The organism is Vibrio sp. 10N.222.55.C7, from assembly GCF_041473335.1.
GTDB lineage: Bacteria > Pseudomonadota > Gammaproteobacteria > Enterobacterales > Vibrionaceae > Vibrio > Vibrio crassostreae_C.
In genome coordinates, this window is record NZ_JBFRSC010000047.1 from 1 (window position 1) to 21,003 (window position 21,003).

18 protein-coding genes are annotated in these 21,003 nt (G+C 45.8%); 8 read left to right on the plus strand and 10 right to left on the minus strand.

Going from position 1 to position 21,003, the window contains the following annotated elements:
- Positions 1-324 precede the first annotated feature (324 nt).
- From fre to trxA, 6 genes are all read right to left on the minus strand, one after another.
- The gene (gene fre / locus AB4482_RS16470) at positions 325-1,038 is read right to left on the minus strand and encodes an NAD(P)H-flavin reductase (RefSeq protein ID WP_017059251.1); all 714 of its coding nucleotides are present in this window, start codon (positions 1,036-1,038) and stop codon (positions 325-327) included.
- Positions 1,039-1,058: 20 nt separating this feature from the next.
- Positions 1,059-1,328, minus strand: a complete 270-nt coding sequence (locus AB4482_RS16475; RefSeq protein WP_008224727.1) for a 2Fe-2S iron-sulfur cluster-binding protein — start codon at positions 1,326-1,328, stop codon at positions 1,059-1,061.
- Positions 1,325-3,166, minus strand: coding sequence for a 4-hydroxy-3-polyprenylbenzoate decarboxylase (gene ubiD / locus AB4482_RS16480; protein WP_017059250.1), 1,842 nt, complete (start codon positions 3,164-3,166; stop codon positions 1,325-1,327). Before ubiD ends, AB4482_RS16475 begins: the two co-directional genes overlap by 4 nt.
- A 98-nt stretch (positions 3,167-3,264) precedes the next feature.
- Positions 3,265-4,260: a hypothetical protein gene (locus tag AB4482_RS16485; protein WP_017059249.1), complete on the minus strand. Its 996-nt coding sequence runs from the start codon at positions 4,258-4,260 to the stop codon at positions 3,265-3,267.
- Between the two features lie 110 nt (positions 4,261-4,370).
- A complete protein-coding gene (rho, locus tag AB4482_RS16490) occupies positions 4,371-5,630 on the minus strand; it encodes a transcription termination factor Rho (RefSeq protein ID WP_017062978.1) in 1,260 nt (419 codons plus the stop codon).
- 200 nt (positions 5,631-5,830) lie between these two features.
- Positions 5,831-6,157 carry a thioredoxin TrxA gene (gene trxA, locus AB4482_RS16495; RefSeq protein WP_010440700.1) on the minus strand — a complete coding sequence of 109 codons (327 nt, stop codon included), beginning with the start codon at positions 6,155-6,157 and terminating at the stop codon, positions 5,831-5,833.
- Between the two features lie 111 nt (positions 6,158-6,268).
- Here trxA and rhlB point away from each other — a divergent pair, with 111 nt between their 5' ends.
- Positions 6,269-7,579 (plus strand): ATP-dependent RNA helicase RhlB, encoded by a 1,311-nt coding sequence (gene rhlB, locus AB4482_RS16500; protein ID WP_017062979.1) that lies wholly within the window; start codon positions 6,269-6,271, stop codon positions 7,577-7,579.
- A 6-nt stretch (positions 7,580-7,585) separates the two neighbouring features.
- The gene (gppA, locus tag AB4482_RS16505) at positions 7,586-9,079 is read left to right on the plus strand and encodes a guanosine-5'-triphosphate,3'-diphosphate diphosphatase (protein WP_017062980.1); all 1,494 of its coding nucleotides are present in this window, start codon (positions 7,586-7,588) and stop codon (positions 9,077-9,079) included.
- A gap of 102 nt (positions 9,080-9,181) precedes the next feature.
- Here the strand turns inward: gppA and AB4482_RS16510 are convergent, their stop codons facing one another.
- From AB4482_RS16510 to recQ, 3 genes are all read right to left on the minus strand, one after another.
- Positions 9,182-9,853 carry a 7-cyano-7-deazaguanine/7-aminomethyl-7-deazaguanine transporter gene (locus AB4482_RS16510; protein WP_017061333.1) on the minus strand — a complete coding sequence of 224 codons (672 nt, stop codon included), beginning with the start codon at positions 9,851-9,853 and terminating at the stop codon, positions 9,182-9,184.
- Positions 9,854-10,098: 245 nt separating this feature from the next.
- On the minus strand, positions 10,099-10,410 hold the full coding sequence (locus AB4482_RS16515) for a DUF3630 family protein (protein WP_017061332.1): 312 nt from the start codon (positions 10,408-10,410) through the stop codon (positions 10,099-10,101).
- A 49-nt stretch (positions 10,411-10,459) separates the two neighbouring features.
- Positions 10,460-12,298: an ATP-dependent DNA helicase RecQ gene (gene recQ, locus AB4482_RS16520; RefSeq protein ID WP_372129134.1), complete on the minus strand. Its 1,839-nt coding sequence runs from the start codon at positions 12,296-12,298 to the stop codon at positions 10,460-10,462.
- Positions 12,299-12,477: 179 nt separating this feature from the next.
- Between recQ and rarD the strand changes: the two genes are divergently transcribed.
- The 5 genes from rarD to tpx all read left to right on the plus strand — a co-directional run bounded on the left by rarD (position 12,478) and on the right by tpx (position 18,160).
- Positions 12,478-13,386, plus strand: a complete 909-nt coding sequence (gene rarD, locus AB4482_RS16525) for an EamA family transporter RarD (protein WP_017061330.1) — start codon at positions 12,478-12,480, stop codon at positions 13,384-13,386.
- An 86-nt stretch (positions 13,387-13,472) separates the two neighbouring features.
- Positions 13,473-14,267, plus strand: a complete 795-nt coding sequence (locus AB4482_RS16530; RefSeq protein WP_017065745.1) for an AraC family transcriptional regulator — start codon at positions 13,473-13,475, stop codon at positions 14,265-14,267.
- Between the two features lie 98 nt (positions 14,268-14,365).
- A complete protein-coding gene (locus AB4482_RS16535) occupies positions 14,366-15,028 on the plus strand; it encodes a LysE family translocator (RefSeq protein ID WP_048662855.1) in 663 nt (220 codons plus the stop codon).
- 91 nt (positions 15,029-15,119) lie between these two features.
- Positions 15,120-16,877: a gamma-glutamyltransferase gene (ggt, locus tag AB4482_RS16540; protein ID WP_372129128.1), complete on the plus strand. Its 1,758-nt coding sequence runs from the start codon at positions 15,120-15,122 to the stop codon at positions 16,875-16,877.
- Between the two features lie 785 nt (positions 16,878-17,662).
- Positions 17,663-18,160 carry a thiol peroxidase gene (gene tpx / locus AB4482_RS16545; RefSeq protein ID WP_017065742.1) on the plus strand — a complete coding sequence of 166 codons (498 nt, stop codon included), beginning with the start codon at positions 17,663-17,665 and terminating at the stop codon, positions 18,158-18,160.
- Between the two features lie 121 nt (positions 18,161-18,281).
- On the opposite strand, the gene uvrD is transcribed toward tpx, so the two are convergent.
- Positions 18,282-20,456 carry a DNA helicase II gene (gene uvrD / locus AB4482_RS16550; RefSeq protein ID WP_017061325.1) on the minus strand — a complete coding sequence of 725 codons (2,175 nt, stop codon included), beginning with the start codon at positions 20,454-20,456 and terminating at the stop codon, positions 18,282-18,284.
- Between the two features lie 264 nt (positions 20,457-20,720).
- Here uvrD and AB4482_RS16555 point away from each other — a divergent pair, with 264 nt between their 5' ends.
- Positions 20,721-20,981, plus strand: coding sequence for a DUF2282 domain-containing protein (locus tag AB4482_RS16555; RefSeq protein ID WP_004736650.1), 261 nt, complete (start codon positions 20,721-20,723; stop codon positions 20,979-20,981).
- Positions 20,982-21,003 lie beyond the last annotated feature (22 nt).

Genomic DNA, 21,003 nt, shown 5'->3' on the forward strand with positions numbered 1-21,003 from the left:
TTTAAATTGTTAAAGAGCTTAACTTCTTGAGCGTTCCTTTTAAGTAAGGAGCCTCTCGAAGTGGACGGCCATTCTAGCGAATTAACATTCAGTGTCAAACACTTTTTGAAAATTAATTTTTTGTCGCTTTCCGTCTTACTGATTCTTGCTGAAGCCTTGTGGCGTCTGCCGTCTCAGTGGTGTCGCATTATAGGGAACCCTCTCAGCTTAGCAACTACTTTTTCATGAAAAATGAATAAATAGGGGTTAACTGCCTAATAGTTCACCTAAACGTAAAAAAGAGAGCATTTCTGCTCTCTTTTTGCTCAAAATCTAAGGGTATTGTTAGATAAATGCGTAAGCATCAGCGTACATATGGTCACGCTTTGCTTCTTTATTCTGAGTAAATAGGTCTCTTGCAGCGCCCGCCATTTCAAAACGACCTGCAATATAGATATCGAAATCAGCTAATGATTCGAAACTTTGCATAACAGCCTCAAGCACATTACCTGTTTGGCCATGCCAAACTTCCGGTGCTTCTTCTACTACCGGTACAAAGTGCACATTGCTATGCTTTTCTGCAATGCCAACCAACTCTTCTTTAGCATATAACTGGCACTCATCTTTTGCGCCCCAGTATAGGTAGATCTCTTTCGAGCTATTTTGCGCGATGCAGTGATCAAGAATAGAGCGCACGTAGCTGAAACCCGTGCCACCAGCAATAAGTAATAGAGGGCGATCGCTTTCTTCTTTGATCCAAGCATCTCCGTGTGGAGCATCAATCGCAATATCGCCATCTTCAGCTTGTGCCTTCTTCATCGCTTCAACCACTTCTAGTGCGTAAGCGTTGTGCTCGGCAGCACCAATGTGCAGCTCAAGCTCACCTTCGTGGCGGCAAGGGCTACTTGCGATAGAGAATGGGCGCTTATCTTTCTCGCCCATTTCAACCATCAGGTACTGGCCCGCTTTAAAAGCGACCGGTGTTTCTGGGTGAAGTAGGATTTGGTAAGTATTACAAGCCAAAGGCTCGATAGACTTCACTTTACATTTAATAGTCATGTTCTTCCTCTTACTAACCCTTAATCGGCAAAGGTTAGAACTAAATTACTTTCTGCAAATGCTTGGCAAGCAAAAATCCAGCCTTGTTGCTGCTCTTTCTCTGTGAGCATGGGTTCAAGGTGGTAACTCACTTGCCCTTCTAATTTTTTGCACATACACATTGCGCATGCGCCAACTTGGCAACGGTTTGGGAAATAGATATCGCTGTTGAGCGCAGCATCCAAGACCGTTTGCCCTTTTTCTACTGTGAAACTGATGTTTTCTGGGTATAAGACTACTTGGTAGCTCATGAAATTCCTAGCTGTTCCCAGATGCTATCAATCTTTTTCACAACATCAGGATCTTTTGTGATTGGTACACCCCACTCACGCAGGCATTCACCTTCCCACTTATTGGTCGCATCGAGACCCATTTTTGAGTGTCCAGTTTCGTTCTGCAGGAATAACGTATCTCTCGCCGGATCCATTCTTGTCGTTACAGCCCAAATGATGTCATTCCAATCACTCACATTGACATCGCCATCACACACGATAACAAACTTGTTCTCATCAAATTGAGACCAAACCGCTTCCATGATTTTCTTACCATTACCGGCAGCTTGCTTATCAATAGACACCACAACCATGCTGGCATTGTCGTTTTGCAGGTGAACATCAATAATTTCAGGATGAACCTTGGTTAACTCAGCCAAGCTACCCTCAATATGTTCACTATTTACAGGTGCTGTTTGGACATCTGGCGATAACGCTAACTCTGCGTCCCACTTCTTAGTAATATCTAGACCCATCTTAGAACCTAACCCAACCACGGGTGAGGCAAAATCCAATGAATCGATCGGCGTGTTCTCTATCATCAGGCTATCGCGTGACGGATCCATATGTTCGCACATCGCTGCGGTTACTTGAGACCAATCACGTGCATTCACATCTTCATCACACACCAATACAAATTTGGTGTACATGAATTGGCGTAAGAAAGACCATACACCCATCATCACTCGCTTAGCGTGACCTGGGTATTGCTTCTTCATGGTCACGACTGCCATTCGGTACGAACAACCTTCAGGCGGTAGATAGAAATCTTCAATCTCTGGGAACTGCTTTTGAAGAATAGGCACAAACACTTCATTTAGCGCAACACCCAATACCGCTGGCTCATCAGGTGGACGGCCAGTATAGGTGCTGTGATAGATAGGGTTCTCGCGCATGGTTACATGAGTAATAGTAAACACATGGTGCTTTTCTTTCTCGTTGTAGTAACCAGTATGATCTCCGTAAGGCCCTTCATCTGCGAATTCATTCGGGTCGATGTAACCTTCCATCACGATTTCTGCACTTGCGGGAACTTCTAAGTCGTTGCTGATTGATTTAACGACCTCAGTTTTACTACCACGTAGTAAGCCTGCAAACGCGTACTCAGATAAACTATCCGGCACTGGCGTAACCGCACCAAGAATGGTGGCAGGATCAGCACCAAACGCTACCGATACTGGGAATGGTTTCCCAGGGTTAGTTTCCATCCAATCACGCAGATCCAATGCTCCACCACGGTGGGCTAACCAACGCATGATGATTTTATTCTTGCCGATCTTCTGCTGACGATAGATACCTAAGTTTTGGCGTTTCTTGTTTGGACCACGAGTAACCGTTAAACCCCATGTTAGCAATGGCGCGACATCATCAGCCCAACAGCTCATCACAGGGATTTTATCTAGGTCGACGTCATCGCCTTGCCATACCACTTGTTGGCAAGCCGCTTTGCGAAGGCGTTTAGCTGGCATGTTTAAGACTTGCTTAAACACTGGTAGTTTATCAAGAGCGTCTTTAAAGCCTTTTGGTGGCTCAGGTTCTTTTAGGTAAGCAAGCAACTTGCCCACTTCACGCAGTTCTTTGACTTCTTGACGTCCCATACCAATAGCAACCCGATTAGGTGTACCAAATAGATTGGTCAAAACGGGCATGTCATAGCCTACTGGATTTTCAAACAAAAGAGCCGGGCCACCAGCACGTAGAGTACGGTCGCTAATCTCGGTCATTTCGTAGTCTGGATCGACTGGGTGAGAAATGCGTTTCAACTGACCAATACTTTCAAGATGGTCGATAAAATCACGTAAATCTTTAAAACTCATAGGACTTCTACATGCTGATTATTCTGCGCTCAGTATATCAAAAAGGGTGACGCTGAGGTCCCCCTTTTTAGTGTGGTTATTGAGAGGCAAAATCCACTTTACGGTAATGCTTGCTCGATCAAAGAACTCTTCACCTGAGGGTTATCATTGACGAGATCTTGCAACCATCGCGTATGACCTTGTTTGGCGAGTTCACGCGCAACTAATGGTGCTTCATCAGCAATCGCCATCCTAGAGACAAGGAACAGCTTCACCTCTTCTGATAACGGGTTAACTTTGGTAAGCAAAGTAATCGCTTCATCTTTCAAACGCGGGTTCTTAGTCGCTGCCATCACCTGTTCAAGCGCGAACGTTTGTTTGGTTTCAGCAAGGCGAACTAGCTCAGCTTGGCTATGATAATCGGCCTTCATTCGCCATAGAATTTTGTAAACCTCTGGGTCTTCGCTCACTTGCGCTAATCGAACCACCACCTCAGTAGAAGGTAACCAACTAACAATAGAAGATGCGGTGAGTTGCTTAGTTAGGTAATCAACCGCTTCAGGAGACAAACTGTCTAGCTCTCTAATGAGCAACGCTTCTCGGGTTTGAACTTGATGTTCAGATCCAGATAACCACTCTTTTAGGTCGAGTTCCTGTTTCTCTGCATCTAGCACAAATACCAATGTCTTCTGATCTTGACGCCATTGTTTAATAAGGCGATTAGCAATTGAAGGGTAATTAAAGGCAGGTACCGTAAACTCATAGCCATCGCCACGTTCTAAGACTTGATAAGTGGGCGTGATAGCAAGTTGCTGCTCGATGAAGATAGACATCTTGGGTGTGAGTACGATTTTTTGCTGTTCAAGCTTCTTCAAGAGTTGGTAACGAGCCACCTCTTGCTGGGGAAATGTCAGGCGCTCAAGCGCAAAGCGTAGCGAATTGACTTCGTCACGTACGACAAGCTCGAGTAGTTCAGCAGTTTTCAGTTTTACTTGATCATTCTCAAGCCAAGACTCTACTGTAAGTGGAGACATCTCGGTGGCATAGCTCATACCAACCGGTGAAAATAACAGTGAAGTAGACAGGAGTAATGATGACAACAGTCCATGTTGCATTTTAACGTCCTTGTAACACTTTTGCTCATTCTGCAAGCTGGCGCTACAAAATGCAAATAAAAAGCGCCACCCGAGGGCAGCGCTTATTAAATACGATCAGCTAATCAATATTACTGACGACGCATTGCGTCAAAGAACTCATCGTTCGTTTTCGTCATTGCTAGCTTGTCGATAAGGAATTCCATTGCGTCGATTTCGCCCATTGGGTGAACAATCTTACGCAGGATCCACATCTTCTGTAGTTCATCGTTCTTGGTAAGAAGCTCTTCACGACGAGTACCAGAGCGGTTGAAATCAATCGCTGGGAATACGCGTTTTTCAGCAATCTTACGGTTAAGGTGCAGTTCCATGTTACCTGTACCTTTGAATTCTTCGTAGATAACTTCATCCATCTTAGAACCAGTATCAACTAGTGCTGTTGCGATGATCGTTAAGCTACCGCCTTCTTCTACGTTACGTGCCGCACCGAAGAAACGCTTTGGACGATGTAGAGCATTCGCATCAACACCACCAGTAAGAACTTTACCTGATGAAGGAATCACAGTGTTGTAAGCACGAGCTAGACGAGTAATAGAATCCAGTAGGATAACTACATCTTTCTTGTGTTCAACAAGGCGCTTCGCTTTCTCGATAACCATTTCTGCAACTTGTACGTGGCGAGATGCTGGCTCATCGAATGTTGAAGCAACTACTTCGCCTTTAACTAGACGCTGCATTTCTGTTACTTCTTCTGGACGCTCATCGATAAGTAGAACCATTAGTTCACACTCAGGATGGTTACGTGCAATGCTTTGAGCAATGTTTTGCAGAAGCATTGTCTTACCCGCTTTAGGCGGAGCAACAATCAGACCACGCTGACCTTTACCAATTGGAGATGCAAGGTCAAGAATACGAGCCGTAATATCTTCAGTCGCACCATTACCCGCTTCCATCACCATACGTTCGTTAGCGTGAAGAGGAGTAAGGTTTTCGAAAAGAATCTTGTTACGTGCGTTGTCTGGCTTGTCGTAGTTAACCGTGTTTACTTTAAGCAGTGCAAAGTAACGCTCACCGTCTTTAGGTGGACGGATTTTACCGCCAATAGAGTCACCTGTACGTAGGTTAAAACGACGAATTTGGCTTGGTGATACGTAGATATCATCTGGGCCAGCCAGGTATGAACTGTCGGCGCTACGTAGGAAACCAAAACCGTCTTGAAGAATTTCTAGAACACCATCACCAAAGATGTCTTCACCACTTTTTGCATGCGCTTTAAGGATGGAGAAGATAATGTCTTGTTTTCTTAGGCGAGCTTGATTTTCAAGACCTAAGCTTTCGCTAAGTTTAACAAGCTCAGACACAGGTCTGTTCTTCAGTTCAGTAAGATTCATAGTGGTGGAAGTTTGTTTAGTCAAAATAGGATCTGTTTTCTTAAGTTAAGAAGGATTTGGTCACAGGATCGACCAAGAAGAGAAATTCGTTCAATTAACGTGCGATAAATTAGCACTAAAACTAAGACTAGTCCATAGCTTAGAAAAAACAAAACCGCGCATTTGTTAACTGCACGGTTTCTTTTCAAATGCTGACCTGATTAAAGGTTAGCGTCTAAGAACTCTTTAAGTTGAGTTTTAGATAATGCACCAACTTTAGTCGCTGCTACGCCGCCATCTTTGAAAAGAAGTAGCGTTGGAATACCGCGAATACCAAACTTTGGTGGAGTACCAGCATTTTGGTCGATATTTAATTTACCGATTGTGAGCTTGCCTTCGTACTCGTCTGCGATTTCATCAAGAATCGGCGCAATCATTTTACATGGACCACACCATTCTGCCCAAAAATCAACAAGAACAGGGCCTGCAGCGTTGATTACATCGTTATCAAAACCGTCATCAGTTAGCTGCAAAATCTTATCACTCATCTTCCACTCCAATGTATTTTTTAGAACTGGTTGGATGATAACCAGTAAATAGATGCCCTATTGGAATGTATTTACTTTCGTATTGCAAGCTTAAGCTGATATTCTATAGCAATGAAAAAGACGCATATCACAGAGCAAAAGTTCGCCGACTTGGATTTACTTCCGCAAGTCATTGAAGGATTGGAGAAAAAAGGGTTCGATTATTGTACCCCTATCCAAGCCTTGGCGCTCCCGGTACTGCTCACCGGCCAAGACATTGCAGGCCAGGCCCAAACGGGTACTGGTAAAACGCTTGCGTTTCTTACTGCTACTTTTAACCACCTGCTAAAAACATCTGAGCATGAAGGGCGTAAGCCTAACCAGCCACGTGCGATTATTATGGCACCAACGCGTGAACTCGCGATTCAGATCTACAACGATGCTGACTCTCTGGTTGAAAGCACAGGTATCAAGGCAGCACTTGCTTACGGTGGCGAAAGCTACGACAAGCAACTAGGTAAAATCGAAGAAGGCGCAGATATCTTAATTGGTACGACTGGCCGCATCATCGATTTCTACAAGCAGAAGGTATTTAACCTTAACCACATTCAAGCTGTTGTTCTTGACGAAGCTGATCGCATGTTCGATCTTGGTTTCATCAAAGACATCCGCTTCTTGTTCCGCCGTATGCCTGAGCCAAAAGATCGCCTGAACATGCTGTTCTCTGCGACATTGTCTTACCGCGTACAAGAGCTAGCGTTCGAACACATGCACAACCCAGAGCATGTTGTTGTTGAGCCAGAGCGTAAAACAGGTCACCGCATTCAGGAAGAGCTGTTCTACCCATCAAACGAACACAAAATGGCACTGCTGCAGACTCTAGTTGAAGAAGAGTGGCCAGAGCGCGCTATCATCTTCGCTAACACTAAGCACAAATGTGAGTCTGTTTGGGGTCACCTAGCTGCAGATGGTCACCGTGTTGGCCTGCTAACTGGCGATGTTCCTCAGAAGAAACGTGAAAAGATTCTTGAGCAATTCACTAAAGGTGATGTTGACCTGCTTGTCGCAACCGACGTTGCAGCACGTGGTCTACACATTCCTCAAGTAACACACGTATTCAACTTCGACCTACCTGATGACTGTGAAGATTACGTTCACCGTATCGGCCGTACAGGTCGTGCTGGTGCAAGTGGTCACTCGATCAGCTTTGCTTGTGAAGATTACGCAATCAACTTGCCACCAATCGAAGAATACATTGAGCACGCGATCCCTGTGTCTGACTACGATGCTTCTGCACTGCTAGAAGATCTACCAGCACCATTGCGCTTACGTACACGTAACCCGCAACAACGCCGCTCAAACAACAATGGCCCACGCAACGGGAACCGTAAACCAAACCAGAACCGTCGCCCACGCCAACCGCGTCATAACAAGGAAGCTTAGTCGCTTATGAGTCAAACAGTGTCACCCCCGCTTTACGCTGCAATCGACCTCGGGTCGAACAGTTTTCATATGCTCGTTGTGCGTCATATCGATGGCAGCGTACAAACCATGGCTAAAATTAAGCGCAAAGTGCGTTTAGCTGCAGGCTTAGATGAAAATAATGCGCTTAGTACAGAAGCCATGCAGCGCGGTTGGGACTGTTTGAGTCTCTTTGCAGAGCGACTTCAAGATATTCCGAAAGAAAATATCCGCATTGTCGGTACAGCGACCCTACGTACTGCTATCAATGTGGATATATTTCTAGAGAAAGCGAACCAGATCCTTGGTTACGACATCAATGTTATCTCCGGAGAAGAAGAAGCTGCGACTATCTATAAAGGCGTAGCACACACTTCTGGTGGCAGCGGCCGCCGACTGGTTGTTGATATTGGTGGCGCAAGCACCGAGATGATCATTGGTGAAGGCTTCTCAGCGAAAGCACTAACCAGCCTAAAGATGGGCTGTGTTACTTGGCTTGAGCGCCACTTTAAAAACCGCCAATTAACCGCTACCAACTTTAACAACGCCATTGAAGCGGCGAAGTCGACGTTGGCTCCTATCCTAGATAGCTACACTGATATCGGATGGGATGTGTGTGTGGGCGCCAGCGGTACCGTTCAAGCACTGCAAGAGATCATGTTGGCGCAAGGCATGGATGAAGTGATTACTCATGCCAAACTTAAGCGTCTACAGAAACAAGCGATGATTACTGAGCGCTTGGAAGAGCTAGAAATCGAAGGACTTACCCTTGAACGCGCATTAGTGTTCCCGAGTGGCCTTTCCATTCTTATTGCTATTTTTGAGTTGCTTGAAATAGATTCAATGACACTCGCAGGCGGCGCACTCCGTGAAGGCCTAGCCTACGAGATGGTTGATGAGCTTCGCCAAGAAGATATCCGAGCGCGTACCATTAAGAGTGTTCAATCACGCTACCAAATGGACGTAAGCTACGGTGAACAAGTTGCTGTAGTCGCACAAACGCTGCTAGACCAAGCGGGCGCCGAAGCGTGGGTTTCAGAACCTCAAGCTGGTGTGCTATTGCAAACGGCAGCTAAGCTTCACGAGATTGGTTTAACCATCGATTTCAAAAAAGGCGGTGAGCACAGCGCTTATCTGCTGCAAAACTTAGACCTACCTGGCTTTACTCGAGCGCAAAAGCACTACTTGGGTGAGTTAACTCGTCGCTACCGTGAACAGTTAACCTCATTACCAGAGCAACACGCTATCTCAGGCACCAGCAGCAAGCGTATTTTACGTATTCTGCGTTTAGCTATTTTGCTGACCCACCGTCGTAACCCAGCGCTAGAGCCTGAGTTCAAACTGACGACGAATGACAACAATCTAACCCTAACGCTTTCTAAGCAATGGTTAGCTGACAATCCGCTGACCGCTGCAGAGCTAGAGATCGAGTCGAATAGACAAACCGATATTGGCTGGCCATTGAATATTAAATGCCTCTGATATTAGTATCTGACGCTAGAAATTAAAAAAAGCCCAAGTTAGTAGACTAACTTGGGCTTTTTCTTATCGCTGCATTAATGCTTTGTGTTACAAATCTCAAACTTAAGCGTTCACGCCTGTCGCTTTAAAGTCAGGGTTCACTGCGGTTAGCTTTCTAACAATGTAGTTAAGAAGCACGCCGTACATAGGCACGAACAAGCCTAAGCTGATGATAAGTTTGAATCCGTAATCGACTAAGGCAATCTCAGTCCAATGCTCGGCCATAAATGGATCTGGGCTTTGGTAGAAAGCAATCGCAAAGAATGCGATGGTATCAATGGCATTACCGAATAACGTTGAGCATGTTGGGGCTACCCACCACTGTTTAAGCTGACGTAGGCGGTTAAAAACATGTACATCCAAGATCTGACCCAGTAAATAAGCCATGAAGCTCGCCGCGGCGATACGTGCAACAAACAAGTTGAACTCACCTAGTTGGCTAAAGCCTTGGAATGAACCTTCAAAGAACACCACTGACAAGAAATAAGAAACGGCCAGCGCTGGTAGCATCACTAAGAAAATGATTTTACGGGCAAGCTGCGCGCCAAAAATGCGTACGGTCAGATCGGTCGCTAGGAAGATAAACGGGAAAGTGAAAGCACCCCAAGTGGTGTGCATACCGAAGACGGTAAAAGGTAGCTGAACCAGATAGTTGCTTGACGCAATAATCACCAAATGGAACAAAACTAATAGTGCTAAGGCTTTGCGCTGTTGCGCAGGGGTAAAGTTACTCATGCTGTACCTTTTTAGTTTGGTTTGGGGGTGAGGGAACCCAAATCGAGTCATTTCTTCGAATAATCCAAGAAAGCTCTTACCAATAATGTGAATTAAAAAATGTATCTAAAAATTGCTCTGCTGAGCGGCGGGCGATTATACATTAATCAATATTGGCTGCAACGGTGAGAACAAACGCAAACGTTTATTCTCACTTTTATTGGTGAATAGCTCTAGAAGCTGTGTTTTAGAAGAGATGCCAAAAGTTAAAAACCGCGCTTGAAAAGCGTCGCGAGATAATCAAACTCTTCTCGGCTTTCTTCCGCGTTTAACGACTCAAACCAAATTGATTCACTGTAATGCTCAGACTTTAAGAACATTCGACAATCTTCAAAATCAATCAACCAAGAGTGCATATCGGCGTCCCATTGTTTTTCAACAACAGACGCTGACAGCAACGCCACCAGCTTTTCACCTAGCACTTCGTAAGAATCAAAATCAAAACTTGGAGACGTAATCAATAAACGCCCTTCCTCAGCTAAATACTCTCTTAAGCCAAATTCTGTTTGTGTTGTCATGTCCCTATCAACCTTATTCTTTTTCTATTAGTTAGACGTTTCTTTCAAACTAGCCGTGTGTGGTGATGTGTTCTTGAATCAGATCTAGGAATGGGTCTGCGTACTTATCGAGTTTACGTTGACCGACACCGTTGACTGCCAGCATTTCTCCGTATGAAGTAGGTAGTATTTCAGCCATATCAATCAAGGTCGCGTCACTGAATACCACATATGGTGGCAAGCCATCTTCATCAGCAATCGACTTACGCAGCTTACGCAGTTTCGCAAACAGCTTCTTATCGTAATTCTTGCTGCTTAACTTATCGGACTTAGCATTACGCACCGCTGTATCTAAACGAGGAACAGCCAATTCCAAAGACATCTCACCGCGCAGCAGCGGGCGGGCTTCTTCTGTTAGCTGTAAAGTTGAGTTACGAGTGATGTTCTGGAACAGCAAGCCTTTATGAATCAGCTGACGGAAGATACTGATCCAGTAATCATGACTGTGATCGCGGCCAATACCGTAGGTAGATAGCTTATCGTGACCATTATCGCGGACACGGATGTTCTGCATGCCTCGCATTACTTCGACCACGTAGCCCATACCAAATGACTGATTCACACGGTACACACAAGACAACGCCTTCTGTGCTTCTTGGGTCGCGTCAAAGTGTTTTGGTGGATCTAAGCAGATATCGCAGTTGCCACATTGCTTCTCGCGATATTCGCCAAAATAGTTAAGCAGAACCTGACGACGACACGTTTGCGCTTCAGCAAAGGCACTCATCGCATTCAGCTTGTGCATCTCAACTTGTTTCTGTGGGCCTTCTTCTTTCTCATCTAGCATACGACGCAGCCAACCCATATCAGCCGGGTCAAACAACATCATCGCTTCAGCAGGCAAACCATCACGACCTGCACGGCCTGTCTCTTGATAGTAAGACTCGATATTACGTGGAATATCAAAGTGCACCACGAAACGTACGTTGGGTTTGTTGATGCCCATACCGAAAGCCACAGTCGCGACCACGATCTGAATATCATCGCGTTGAAAGGCTTCTTGAACGTAAGCACGCTCATCGGTGTCCATACCAGCGTGATAACCCGCGGCGCGAATACCGTTATTGCACAGCTTCTCGGTCACCATCTCCACTTTCTTACGGCTACCACAGTAGATGATGCCGCAATTGCCCTTTTGTGTTTCTAGGTAGCGAACCACCTGTGACACGGGTTTGTGCTTCTCAACCAAGTTGTAGCGAATATTAGGGCGATCAAAGCTGCCTAAGTAAGTATGCGGGTCCAGGAGCTGTAAGCGCGAGATAATATCTTTGCGCGTCGCATCATCAGCGGTTGCTGTGAGCGCCATGTAAGGCACATGCGGGAAATACTGTTTAAGCTGACCTAATGATGCGTATTCAGGGCGGAAGTCGTGACCCCATTGAGAGATACAGTGCGCTTCATCGACTGCAATCATCGAAAGCGGTAAACCTTGAAGACGCTCGATAAAATCACGCATCAACACACGCTCTGGTGACACATACACCATTTTCAGCTGACCTGAGATCATACGATTGAACACATTCAGCAATTGGTCACGTGGCATTGAAGAGTTAATACACTCAGCGGCAACACCATTGGCCTTCAATTGGTCGACTTGGTCTTTCATCAACGAGATCAGCGGTGAGATAACCAGAGTCAGCCCTTCACGAACCAAAGCCGGAATTTGGTAACACAGAGATTTACCACCACCGGTTGGCATAATCACCAAGCTGTCTTTGCCTTCAACGGCCAAATCAATGACCTCTTGCTGACCATCGCGAAAGCTTTGATAGCCGAACACATCTTGCAAGATGGTTTGCGCATCATTCGCGGGAGTTGGTATTTGCTCAGCAATCAGAGTGGCGGTCATTGTGGTTCCTAATCGAGGTATGAAATCAGCAAGCATCTTCGGCAAGCAAGTCGCACATTGTAGAGGGGAACGCTGGCGAATTAAACCGCAAATTGTTAGGTGAAAAGGGTTATCGCTCCTATACTGACCAACTCTCTTATAAATCTTATTAATAAGCACTCAGTGCTAGAGAAAGATGCATGACACAGGAAGAACAACAACGTACGCGCCAAGGAGTTTTGCTTGCCGTCGGCGCTTACACAATGTGGGGTATCGCCCCTATATATTTCAAATCTTTAAGTGACGTTTCCCCGTTAGAGATCCTCAGCCACCGTGTAGTATGGTCTTTTTTCCTACTCGCTTTCTTACTGCACATTGGCCGCAGCTGGCGTAAAGTCCGCGACACCTTGACCTCAAAACCAAAAATGCTCTATTTGGTAGCGACGTCTATTTTGGTGGGTGCTAACTGGCTGATCTTTATCTGGGCGGTGAATTCCAATCACATGCTCGATGCCAGTTTGGGGTATTACATCAACCCTCTGATTAACGTGTTACTTGGGATGCTCTTCCTCGGCGAACGCTTACGTAAGCTGCAATGGTTTGCTGTGGCTCTTGCTGCGATTGGCGTATTAATCCAATTAATTGCCTTCGGCTCAGTACCGATCGTCGCCATTGCCCTAGCCTTTAGCTTTGGCTTTTATGGCTTGCTGCGTAAGAAAGTCAGCTTAGAAGCACAAACGGGTCTGTTCATTGAAACTCTGGTGATGCTGCCTCTCGCCGCAACCTACTTACTGTTTATTGCTGATAGCCCGACCTCAAACTTATCGATGAACCCGATGCAACTCAACCTATTACTGGTTGCTGCCGGTGTGATCACCACGGTTCCATTGCTGTGTTTTACTGGCGCTGCAACTCGCTTGAAGCTATCAACACTCGGTTTCTTCCAGTACATCGGTCCAAGCTTGATGTTCTTACTGGCGGTTCTGATCTACGGCGAAGCCTTTACCTCAGATAAAGCGATCACCTTTGCTTTCATATGGGGAGCACTGGTTATTTTCAGCTTTGATGGCCTGCGTAACAACAAGAAGAACAAACGCGCGAAACAGTGATATTGATCGTTTTTTACAAGACAATCCCTTAATACGCAGATAAGCTTGGTTGAATTGATGACTATTTGACCAAGCTTTTTTGTACCATGGATAAAGTCCACTACTACTCTACCCCAACAGAAGATATCAGCCTGATCCAAGCTCAATACCAAGAGTTTGCTTTTCAGCGTCACTATCATTTGGACTTTCACATCGGCTTAATTACCCAAGGGCAGCAAAAATTCGCCTATAAAGGGGCGAGCCACCATGTCGGTGCAGGCCAAGTGGTTATCATGCCACCTGATGAGCTGCATGATGGGCACTCCAAACTCGATTCAGGTTATCAAGTCAGTGTGTTTGCAGTTTCTCCTCAATGGTTTCAAGATCTTGCCGATCCCAAGCAAAATGGTCACACATTAGGCTTTTCTGAGTTGATCCTCTCCGATCAAGCTGCGTTTTTACAATTACGCAACTTACACGGCCTGTTAATCAATCAAAGCATCAGCCAACTCGCTCAAGATTGCTTACCATTCGAGGGGTTCTCAACGATTGTCGATCGTTATGCAAAATTTGGATCGAAGAGTGACATCAAACTGGGTAATCAATCGATTAATACACTCAAAGACTATTTGATGGCGAATTTGGACCAGCCAGTGCGATTAGAACAACTGTCTGAGCTGTGCGGCTTAACCACAACTCAATTCCAACGCCACTTTAAGAACAGAATGGGCATCACCCCTTACGCGTGGCTGAGCCGTTTACGTATGGAACAGAGCATGCGCCTGATTAAGTCTGGGATATGTGGTACCAAAGTCGCGCACCAAGTGGGCTTCTATGATCAAGCACACTTCTCCAAGGCGTTCAAAACCACATTCGGTGTACCACCCTCACAAATCAACTAAGTGTTGATAATTTACAATTGCTCGATTTCAAATCACGGTAAGCTACGCTCAATACGATTACTTATTTAAAAATAGCGGCAACGTTATTGAGAACTGACATGAACGAAGTCACCATACTGATCACCCTCGCCTCTATCCACTTCATCGCTTTGATGAGCCCCGGCCCAGACTTTGCGTTAGTCGTGCAAAATGCGACGCGTCACGGGCGCCAGACAGGCTTGTACATTGCGCTTGGTTTATCTTGCGGAATCTTGCTGCATTCGTTACTGAGCTTGACGGGAATCAGTTACCTAGTCCACCAGCAACCAACCATATTTGCCATTATCCAATTGGCCGGCGGTAGCTACTTGCTGTACTTAGGCTACGGTGCACTTAAAGCAACCTGGCAAATCATTCAGAACCACGACGATGACGACGATACGGTCAATTCGAAAGATCTAATTCTAACCAACAAGCGCCAAGCATTTTCGAAAGGCTTTGCGACCAATATTCTCAACCCAAAAGCATTAGTGTTCTTTATCAGCTTGATGTCGAGCCTAGTACCTGCCGACATGTCTCTATCCGGTAAAGGCTTTGCTCTGCTTATCCTATTCGGCCTTTCGCTATTCTGGTTCTCGCTACTGGCTTGGATGCTTTCAACTAAAGCACTGCAGAAAAAGCTGAGCGAAGCAACGGTATACATTGATGGCTTATGTGGCGTGGTATTCAGCCTGATTGGCCTGAGTATTCTTTGGCAGTCGTTGTCTGGTTTAATCGCTTAAATTCGAATCAAGATTACAATTCGTTAACAACATACTGGCTATCTTATCTTTCCACTGCCAATCTAGCTCTGCATATTAAAAGGAGAAGATCATGCAGTGGAAAACAAAACTAACAACCCTCGCCACTTCTACCCTACTTTTTGCCTCTCACGTCAGTTGGGCAAATCAAGCTGCCGATTCCGTCGCTCCCGAACAAAGTAGTGGTTTAGAAACCAAACAACTCGTTAAAGCCAGCGACTGGATGGTCACTGCGGCTAACCCACTGGCGACCCAAGCGGGAGCCGATGTACTTGCTCGTGGTGGTAACGCGATTGACGCCATGGTTGCTGTGCAGCTTATGCTTGGCTTAGTGGAACCTCAGTCATCAGGTATTGGTGGTGGCGCGTTCCTTGTTTATTTTGATGGCAAGGACAAGCAACTCAAAACCTACGATGGCCGTGAAACCGCACCACTTGATGCAACACCACGTCTGTTCCAAGACGAAAACGGTCAACCACTTAAGTTTTATGATGCCGTAGTTGGTGGTCGTTCTGTTGCTACACCGGGTACAGTCCAACTATTGTGGGACACTCACCAGAAATACGGAAAATTAGAATGGTCATCCCTAATCAAACCTATCGCTCAACTGGCTGAGAAAGGTTTTACCATCAGTCCACGTTTAGCCACCTTGATTGAAAATGACCAAGAAAGACTAAGCCGCTTTGCCACAACCAAAGCCTACTTCTTTAATGCCGATGGCAGCCCGAAAACCGCAGGTACGCTACTTAAGAACCCAGAATACGCGGCAACGTTAAACGCTATCTCAAAAGATGGTGCTAAGGCTTTCTATCAAGGCGAAATTTCCGCTGACATCATCAATACAGTTCAAACCGCCAAAGGTAATCCTGGCGTATTGGCACAGAAAGACTTCGATGCGTATTCAATTAAGCAACGTGAACCGGTTTGTTCCGCGTATGAGAGTTACGATATATGCGGAATGGGACCACCGAGTTCAGGTGCATTAACGGTTGGGCAGATCTTAGCGATGACCGAACAGTTTGATCTTAAATCATGGGGGCCAAACGACGCGAGATCTTGGCAAGTGTTAGCGGACGCTTCTCGTCTAGCCTTTGCAGACCGTGGTATGTACATGGCAGACCAAGATTACGTTCCGATGCCAACCCAAGGGTTAGTGAATACTGACTATTTGCAGGAACGTGCCCAGTTAATTACTGCTGGAAAGGCACTAGACAGTGCACCATCAGGTACCCCACCGTGGGATCATGCCATGCTGCGCAGCCAAGATGTATCTATTGAATTGCCGTCCACCAGCCACTTCAATATTGTCGATAGCGATGGCAATGTCGTATCCATGACCACCACCATTGAGAATGCATTTGGCTCACGCCTGATGGTAAGAGGCTTCCTACTGAACAACGAACTGACTGACTTCTCGTTCAAGACTCATAACGATGGCAAGCCTATCGCGAACCGACTTGAGCCGGGTAAGCGTCCACGCTCTTCAATGGCACCGACCATCATCATGCAAGACGATAAACCTTACATGGCGATCGGTTCTCCGGGCGGCAGTCGAATCATAGGTTATGTGGCACAAGCCATTATTGCCCACACCCAATGGGATATGGATATCCAACAAGCGATCAACCAACCACACTTCCTAAACCGCTTCGGTACGCTAGATTTGGAAAAAGGAACATCGGCGGAAAACTTTAAACCTGAGCTCGAAAAGATGGGATTTGAGGTCAACGTTCGCGATCTTAACTCCGGTTTACACGCCATTCGCATCACAAAAGATGGTCTAGAAGGTGCAGCAGACCCTCGTCGTGAAGGCGCTGCTATCGGCCAATAAGGGAAAATACTCCCTTTTTACTCCCAGCCTTGTGCGAGATCTCTCACAAGGCAGTGAGTAAATATCGATATCTAACTGCGAATTTAGGCACTAATATATTGTAAGCAATTGAAATAAAACAATACGTGCATTTATCGCTCAAATAATTATATAGAAATTCGCTTATGCACCATTGCTGATAAATAAGGAATCGGTAATATGAATGGTGTCGGAAGGATGCTGACACGGAACAGGAAACGCCAAGGACTTGGTTATCTTCAGGATGAAGATTCGATTACTCAGGATGAATAATCGGCATGGATAGCGAAATGGACATTGAATGGACACAATAGTAACTAGGATGGTTGCTACTAAGGAAAGACAATGGACACCTCTGGACGAGGAAAGGACTGAACATCAGGATGATGTAAAGGACACCGCTCAAGGAACAAGTGACGCGCGCTAACGAGGATTGTTGGCAGATCAGGATAAGATCAAGGACACCGCTAGGAAGGCGACGAAAGGAATACGCTGAAGGATAACAGCACACTATCATGGATTTGATGCATGGAGCACACTTAGTAGCCGGATTGCTGCGAGTAAGACTATAGACCCCGATGAGCGCAAGCTCTCGGGGTTTTTCTTTATCTGTCGTCTCACCTTTTCTTCCCCTAAAACAAATAAATCAAAGACCTTTGATTACAATTCTGACATTTAAACCATTCACTTCTTAACCACTTCCGAGTAACGTAAGTCTTACTAGGCTCAACTAGTTTCATAACCATAATTAAATTAAGGACAAATTCATGTCACACGTTACCTTCAAAGGCGCTGCTGTACCGCTAACTGGCACATTCCCACAAACTGGCGAACAGGCACCAAGCTTTGCACTGACTGCAGGCGATCTTTCTGAACTGACTCTTGCTTCTCTTGCAGGCAAGAAAGTGGTTCTAAACATCTTCCCAAGCATCGACACAGCAACTTGTGCAACGAGCGTACGTACGTTCAACGCAAAAGCGGCAGAGCTTGAGAACACGGTTGTTGTTTGTATTTCTGCTGACCTACCATTTGCTGCAGGTCGCTTCTGCGAACTAGAAGGCATTGAAGGCGTTCAACACGCTTCGACTTTCCGTTCTCCTACATTCGCATCAGACTACGGCGTAGCGATTGCAGAAGGCCCACTAGCAAGCCTAACAACACGTGCAGTTGTCGTTGTTGATGAAAAAGGTGTGGTAACACACAGTGAGTTGGTTGCAGAGATCACTGAAGAACCAAACTACGAAGCGGCACTTGCAGCACTGTAAGCTCCCTTCTAGTCAGTCATGTATTGCGATCGCTTAAAGCGATACGCAATAAAAAAGAGCAGCCATTGGCTGCTCTTTTTGTTTTCAATAATGAACGGTTATTAGATGCAGAAGTAATAGATTAAAGCTGCTCTAAACGCGCGTAAGCCGTTACTAACCACTTAATCCCTTCACCGTTAAACGCCACTTGAACTCGACTCTGTGGGCCACTTCCTTCGAAGTTGATGATAGTGCCTTCGCCAAACTTAGGGTGCTTCACGCGAGAACCCAAGCTAAAACCAGTTTCATTGAAGTTCTCTTTCACAGCGGTTTGACTAAAGCGACCACTGCTTGCAGGGCGACTGACTTGCGCTTTCATACGCACTTCATCCAGACAGGTTTCTGGTAGCTCACGAATAAAACGTGATGGTTTGTGGTACTTGTCCTGACCGTACAAACGGCGCATCTCTGCGTAAGTGATGTACAGCTTCTCCATCGCACGAGTCATGCCCACGTAACACAGGCGACGCTCTTCTTCTAAACGCCCAGCTTCTTCCGCAGACATCTGGCTTGGGAACATGCCTTCTTCGACACCCACCATGAATACCATTGGGAACTCTAGGCCTTTGGCACTGTGCAGAGTCATGAGCTGAACCGCGTCATCAAACTCATCAGCCTGACCTTCACCCGCCTCTAACGCTGCATGAGTCAAGAAAGCAGTAAGCATGCTCATCTCATCCGCTTCTTCTGGTTTTTCAAACTGACGCGTTGCCGTTACCAATTCTTCCAAGTTCTCAATACGAGCCTTCGACTTCTCACCCTTCTCTTGCTCGTACATCGCAAACAGACCCGACGATTTAATCACGTGGTCGGTTTGTTCATGCAGGCTAAGTTCTAGCGTGTCATCTTCAAGCGCATTAATCAGCTCGATAAAGCGACTCAATGCACCCGCAGCACGACCGGGTAGCACTTGCTCTTCTATCAAAGCAACACTTGCTTCCCACATGGTTGCACCACGATCACGAGCGGCAAGACGAATCGTTTCTAACGTTTTATCGCCCAAGCCACGCGTTGGCGTATTAACCACACGTTCAAACGCCGCATCATTACTGCGGTTGCTCATTAAGCGCATGTAGCTCAAGGCGTCTCTGATTTCTTGACGCTCGAAGAATCGCATGCCGCCGTAGATTCGGTAAGGTAGACCACCTTGGATCAAAGCTTCTTCAAGAACACGAGATTGGGCGTTATTACGATAAAGCATCGCGGTATCTTCTAACGCACCGCCTTTCTCTTGCCACTCTTTGATTTTGCTGACCGTGAAACGTGCTTCATCTAGCTCGTTATAAGCTGAGTACACAGAGATTGGCTCGCCATCGTTACCATCGGTCCACAGCTCTTTACCCATACGTTCGGTGTTGTTCGAGATAAGCTCGTTCGACGCCTGCAGAATGGTTTTAGTTGAACGGTAGTTTTGTTCAAGTCGAACCGTCGAAGCTCCTGGGAATTCATCCAAGAACTTCTGAATATTTTCGATCTTCGCACCACGCCAACCATAGATAGATTGGTCATCATCACCTACGATCATCACGCGACAATCTGGGCCAGCCATCATCCGAAGCCAAGCGTATTGGATGTTGTTGGTATCTTGGAATTCATCGACAAGGATATGCTTAAAGCGTGCTTGGTAATGCTCTCGAATGTGTTTCTTATCGCGTAATAGTTCATGCGATCTCAGCAAGATTTCCGCAAAGTCGACCAAACCAGCACGGTCACATGCTTCTTGGTAAGCAGAATAGATCTTTAACCACGTTTGAGTTATTGGATCATGGTAGGCGTCAATGTGACTTGGGCGTAACCCCTCGTCTTTCTTGCCATTGATCCACCAAGAAGCTTGCTTAGCAGGCCACTGCTTTTCATCGAGGTTTTGCGCCTTGATTAAGCGGCGTAGCAAACGAATCTGATCATCAGAATCAATGATCTGGAAATCTTCTGGCAGTTTTGCATCTAGGTAGTGAGCACGAAGGATGCGGTGACAGATACCATGGAAGGTGCCGTTCCACATGCCTGACGAACTACCCATCATCAACTCTTCAATACGACCACGCATCTCTGCTGCCGCTTTGTTGGTGAAGGTAACCGACATAATAGAGAACGGTGATGCTTGCTCTACGCTTTGCAGCCAAGCGATACGATGCACCAACACTCGCGTTTTACCACTGCCTGCACCTGCCAGAATAAGTAGGTTTTCTAAAGGTGCCGCGACCGCCTCACGTTGTTTATCGTTTAGGCCATCGAGTAAAAGCGAAGGATCTATCATTGGATATGCTCACTACTGGGTATTTATACATAAAAGTTGATTATAACCTAAACACTAGGCTGCGTTTAGGATAATAAGAAGAAAAAACAATCAAAAATTAACATCATTAATTCAATAACTTAAGAGATGAAACATCATTAATATTGATAATTTTTATAATACCGTGAAATTATTTCCCGGTTGTTCCAATCCTTTTTAGTAAGCAAGTTAACAATCCATTAACCTGCGATATGAAAATACTATTAAGTCCTAGAGGGAATGACTATGAAAAATTCTAATCTTGCTGTTACAGCTGCAATCACAAGTGTACTAGCGTTCGGCGGTGCAGTTCTTACATCAGCACCTGCGGAAGCAGCAGCAAAAGAAAAATGCTACGGCGTGGCAAAAGCTGGCCAAAATGATTGTGCAACCAAAACAAGCTCATGTGCGGGTACAGCAAAAGAAGACAACCAATCCGATGCGTTCGTAGTCGTACCTAAAGGGCTATGTGGCAAATTATCAGGTGGTAACACTCAATCATCATAATTGAGCTGCTTAGTATGGTGAG

Bases quoted from the DNA above. Each gene is read 5' to 3' on its own strand.
- fre (WP_017059251.1), bottom strand. From the start codon at position 1,038: ATGACTATTAAATGTAAAGTGAAGTCTATCGAGCCTTTGGCTTGTAAT.
- AB4482_RS16475 (WP_008224727.1), bottom strand. From the start codon at position 1,328: ATGAGCTACCAAGTAGTCTTATACCCAGAAAACATCAGTTTCACAGTA.
- ubiD (WP_017059250.1), bottom strand. From the start codon at position 3,166: ATGAGTTTTAAAGATTTACGTGATTTTATCGACCATCTTGAAAGTATT.
- AB4482_RS16485 (WP_017059249.1), bottom strand. From the start codon at position 4,260: ATGCAACATGGACTGTTGTCATCATTACTCCTGTCTACTTCACTGTTA.
- rho (WP_017062978.1), bottom strand. From the start codon at position 5,630: ATGAATCTTACTGAACTGAAGAACAGACCTGTGTCTGAGCTTGTTAAA.
- trxA (WP_010440700.1), bottom strand. From the start codon at position 6,157: ATGAGTGATAAGATTTTGCAGCTAACTGATGACGGTTTTGATAACGAT.
- rhlB (WP_017062979.1), top strand. From the start codon at position 6,269: ATGAAAAAGACGCATATCACAGAGCAAAAGTTCGCCGACTTGGATTTA.
- gppA (WP_017062980.1), top strand. From the start codon at position 7,586: ATGAGTCAAACAGTGTCACCCCCGCTTTACGCTGCAATCGACCTCGGG.
- AB4482_RS16510 (WP_017061333.1), bottom strand. From the start codon at position 9,853: ATGAGTAACTTTACCCCTGCGCAACAGCGCAAAGCCTTAGCACTATTA.
- AB4482_RS16515 (WP_017061332.1), bottom strand. From the start codon at position 10,410: ATGACAACACAAACAGAATTTGGCTTAAGAGAGTATTTAGCTGAGGAA.
- recQ (WP_372129134.1), bottom strand. From the start codon at position 12,298: ATGACCGCCACTCTGATTGCTGAGCAAATACCAACTCCCGCGAATGAT.
- rarD (WP_017061330.1), top strand. From the start codon at position 12,478: ATGACACAGGAAGAACAACAACGTACGCGCCAAGGAGTTTTGCTTGCC.
- AB4482_RS16530 (WP_017065745.1), top strand. From the start codon at position 13,473: ATGGATAAAGTCCACTACTACTCTACCCCAACAGAAGATATCAGCCTG.
- AB4482_RS16535 (WP_048662855.1), top strand. From the start codon at position 14,366: ATGAACGAAGTCACCATACTGATCACCCTCGCCTCTATCCACTTCATC.
- ggt (WP_372129128.1), top strand. From the start codon at position 15,120: ATGCAGTGGAAAACAAAACTAACAACCCTCGCCACTTCTACCCTACTT.
- tpx (WP_017065742.1), top strand. From the start codon at position 17,663: ATGTCACACGTTACCTTCAAAGGCGCTGCTGTACCGCTAACTGGCACA.
- uvrD (WP_017061325.1), bottom strand. From the start codon at position 20,456: ATGATAGATCCTTCGCTTTTACTCGATGGCCTAAACGATAAACAACGT.
- AB4482_RS16555 (WP_004736650.1), top strand. From the start codon at position 20,721: ATGAAAAATTCTAATCTTGCTGTTACAGCTGCAATCACAAGTGTACTA.